Genomic DNA, 3403 nt, shown 5'->3' on the forward strand with positions numbered 1-3403 from the left:
CCCCAACTGGGACCACAAAGGCTGCATCGCACTTAGACTCACAGCTTCAATCAATGTGCATGGTGCGTTCCCCAAAATCGATCGCTGAAGCGGTAGAAGTTGCCTTAGGGAACGCACCCTACAAGATTGCTAACCAATAACCTCAATGGTCCGGTGCATTGGGGTTGTTAGGTTCGCGATCGCCATGACTTTGGATCACGCCGACCATGAAAAATTGCGGTCACAACGACCCGACTTGAAATCACTCGATAGTAGACAGCATATGGGAATCGTCTGATGACTGCTCGTCGAATGTCCAGATAAACGATTGCATAAGACTCTGGCATCATGCCGATCTGATTGAGTAAGTCATCTACACAATCAATAAATTCATCACCCAAACCAGCTTGTTGACTCTCATACCAATCATAGGCATCCCTGAGGTCGTCACGGACTTCTGGACGAAATACCAGTACATACTTCATGCTTGCTTTCTGACTGATGCTTTCATCTCTTCCCAGGTGAGGACGTTATCGGGATCATTATTATGACCCTCAATCCGCTGATCGAGTTCGTGTTTTTGCGCCTCGGTTAAATCAGGATACACCTGTTCCACTGCAATACTGTCCCAAATCGCTTGAACCAGAAGGATTCTATCCTCAACACTTAAAGTTGTAATTTCATTTAGTGTAGCCGCGATATCCATACAGACAAGCTCCCGATTCAGATTGAGCGAGTAGTTCTAACAAGTTGTCATGGGTTCGGACTTGAAGCGTTAGTTTAGGCATACATAGTGATGACTCAAATACTAAGCGACCTGACTATACATTATAGGTCAACTTTCTGCATAACACTCTCTGGGGTAACGATATAGGTCAACTTTCTGCATATCACCCCGCCCTACAACATATATACTCATTTGTCAATAGGTAGTAATATTTAATCTGCTTATACTTCGAGTTTTGGTCTGAAAATGGGCGATCGATAGTCAAGCGATCGAGAGATGGGAATGACCACGACTTTAGGAGATTATGCAACGGTGAACAACTTATCGGCAGGTTTCCAGGGGGCTAAAACCATAATCCGGGAGATTCCGGGCATCTCCGCAAGTCAGCTAAGAGCCATTGACCCCAGAAAAAATCTTCAGAGCTATAACTACTATAACTAATAGCCGCTCCCCAATAACTGATCACTGAGAGACAGCTAAACTAAAAAGCCGTGCTAAAATCAGCATATCTAGGGTCGCTTGTGTAGGTGATGGATAGGCTATGTTTGAAAGATTTACGGAAAAAGCCATTAAAGTAATCATGCTCGCCCAAGAAGAAGCCCGCCGCCTTGGCCATAACTTCGTGGGAACAGAGCAGATTTTACTAGGACTAATTGGAGAGGGAACGGGAGTTGCCGCCAAAGTCCTCAAGTCCATGGGTGTCAATCTCAAAGATGCGCGCGTGGAGGTGGAGAAAATCATCGGTCGCGGTTCCGGATTCGTAGCCGTGGAAATTCCCTTCACCCCCAGAGCCAAACGAGTTTTAGAACTCTCCCTCGAAGAAGCCCGTCAACTGGGCCATAACTATATTGGCACAGAACACCTCCTTTTAGGACTAATTCGCGAAGGGGAAGGTGTGGCCGCTAGGGTTCTGGAAAATCTCGGCGTGGATCTCTCGAAAGTTCGCACCCAGGTGATCAGAATGTTAGGGGAAACCGCCGAAGTGGCCGCCGGTTCATCTTCCCAAGGTCGCACTAAAACCCCGACTCTTGATGAATTTGGTTCCAATCTCACCCAAATGGCCAGCGAGGGTAAACTCGATCCCGTGGTCGGCCGACAAAAGGAAATCGAGCGCGTTATCCAAATTCTCGGTCGTCGTACCAAAAATAACCCAGTCCTAATCGGGGAACCGGGGGTCGGTAAAACAGCGATCGCAGAAGGATTGGCCCAACGCATTGCTAACAAGGATATTCCCGACATTCTCGAAGAAAAACGGGTTGTCACCCTCGATATCGGCTTGTTAGTGGCGGGAACCAAATATCGCGGCGAATTTGAGGAACGCCTCAAAAAAATCATGGACGAAATTCGCCAAGCGGGTAACGTCATCCTTGTGATCGATGAAGTTCATACTCTCATCGGTGCTGGGGCAGCCGAAGGGGCGATCGATGCGGCCAATATTCTCAAACCGGCTTTGGCCCGGGGAGAACTGCAATGTATCGGCGCGACGACCTTGGATGAGTATCGCAAACATATCGAACGGGATGCGGCTCTAGAAAGACGTTTTCAACCGGTTATGGTCGGTGAACCCTCCGTAGAAGAAACGATCGAAATTCTCTACGGTCTCCGGGAACGCTACGAACAGCACCACAAACTAAAAATCTTAGATGAGGCCCTGGAAGCGGCGGCGAAATTGTCCGATCGCTACATTAGCGATCGCTTCTTACCGGACAAAGCGATCGATTTAATCGATGAAGCTGGTTCGAGAGTGCGCTTGATTAATTCCCAATTGCCACCGGCTGCCAAGGAATTAGACAAGGAACTGCGGCAAATTCTCAAACAAAAAGATGACGCGGTGCGCGGTCAAGACTTCGAGAAAGCCGGGGAATTGCGCGATCGGGAAATGGAAATCAAAACCCAGATCCGGAATCTCGCATCTACCAAAAAAGGCGAAGATGGCAACGATGAACCCTTTGTGGATGCCGAGGAAATCGCCCACATCGTCGCTTCTTGGACTGGGGTTCCCGTCAATAAACTGACCGAAACCGAATCCGAGAAACTGCTGCACATGGAAGATACCCTACATCAGCGTCTCATCGGTCAAGAGGACGCGGTTAAAGCGGTGTCCCGCGCCATTCGTCGCGCTCGCGTCGGTCTGAAAAATCCTAACCGTCCCATTGCTTCCTTTATCTTCTCCGGTCCAACGGGGGTGGGTAAAACCGAGTTAACTAAAGCTCTGGCCGCTTATTTCTTCGGTTCTGAAGATGCGATGATCCGTCTCGATATGTCGGAATACATGGAACGGCACACGGTTTCTAAGTTAATCGGTTCGCCTCCGGGTTACGTTGGTTACAACGAAGGGGGACAATTAACGGAAGCGGTGCGTCGTCGTCCTTATACGGTGGTGCTATTCGACGAAATCGAAAAAGCTCACCCCGATGTCTTCAATATGCTTCTGCAAATCCTTGAAGATGGACGTTTGACCGATGCCAAAGGTCGCACGGTGGACTTTAAAAATACCCTGTTGATCATGACCTCGAACATCGGTTCTAAGGTGATCGAGAAGGGTGGCGGTGGTTTAGGTTTCGAGTTTGCTGATAATCAAGCCGAGGCCCAGTATAATCGCATTCGATCGCTGGTTAATGAGGAATTAAAACAGTATTTCCGTCCGGAATTCCTCAACCGTCTCGATGAGATTATTGTCTTCCGTCAACTCAATAA

At 48.4% G+C, this 3403-nt stretch carries 4 protein-coding genes; 2 read left to right on the forward strand and 2 right to left on the reverse strand.

The genetic code is table 11. The annotated features are described in order from the left end of the window. Positions 1–167 precede the first annotated feature (167 nt). Both MICAI_RS06940 and MICAI_RS06945 read right to left on the reverse strand, forming a co-directional pair. On the reverse strand, positions 168–464 hold the full coding sequence (locus MICAI_RS06940; protein WP_008199612.1) for a type II toxin-antitoxin system RelE/ParE family toxin: 297 nt from the start codon (positions 462–464) through the stop codon (positions 168–170). Next, the gene (locus MICAI_RS06945) at positions 461–685 is read right to left on the reverse strand and encodes an addiction module protein (RefSeq protein ID WP_008199613.1); all 225 of its coding nucleotides are present in this window, start codon (positions 683–685) and stop codon (positions 461–463) included. Before MICAI_RS06945 ends, MICAI_RS06940 begins: the two co-directional genes overlap by 4 nt. Before the next feature lie 303 nt (positions 686–988). Between MICAI_RS06945 and MICAI_RS26315 the strand changes: the two genes are divergently transcribed. After that, entirely contained in the window at positions 989–1147 is a 159-nt protein-coding gene (locus MICAI_RS26315; protein WP_173915177.1) for a hypothetical protein, read from the forward strand. A 100-nt stretch (positions 1148–1247) separates the two neighbouring features. Beyond that, the coding region (locus MICAI_RS06950) for an ATP-dependent Clp protease ATP-binding subunit (protein ID WP_039899756.1) at positions 1248–3403 on the forward strand (2156 nt) is incomplete at its 3' end.

The sequence above is a fragment of the Microcystis sp. T1-4 genome (assembly GCF_000297435.1).
Classification (GTDB): domain Bacteria; phylum Cyanobacteriota; class Cyanobacteriia; order Cyanobacteriales; family Microcystaceae; genus Microcystis.